This is a genomic window from Nocardia aegles, assembly GCF_052545135.1.
Map to the genome: position 1 here is coordinate 1 of NZ_JBQWRI010000084.1, position 212 is coordinate 212.

The 212-nt window shown below is 69.3% G+C and carries 1 protein-coding gene; it reads left to right on the plus strand.

Annotation, left to right across the window (positions count from 1 at the left end):
* Window positions 1–212, plus strand: a 212-nt coding sequence (locus ACT89H_RS29555) for an AMP-binding protein (RefSeq protein ID WP_445111952.1), incomplete at both ends; no start/stop codon positions are given.

Below are 212 nucleotides of genomic sequence, written 5' to 3' on the forward strand. Positions count from 1 at the left end.
GACGAGCGGTCCACGCGGTTGGCGCGGTTGTTGATCGATCGGGGTGTGGGTCCGGAGGATCTGGTCGCGGTGGGTGTTCCGCGGTCGGTGGAGTCGGTGGTCGCGGTGTGGGCGGTGGCGAAGACCGGTGCGGGGTTCGTGCCGGTGGATCCGAACTATCCGGCCGACCGGGTCGAGCACATGGTGAAGGACTCCGGCGCCGTGCTCGGACT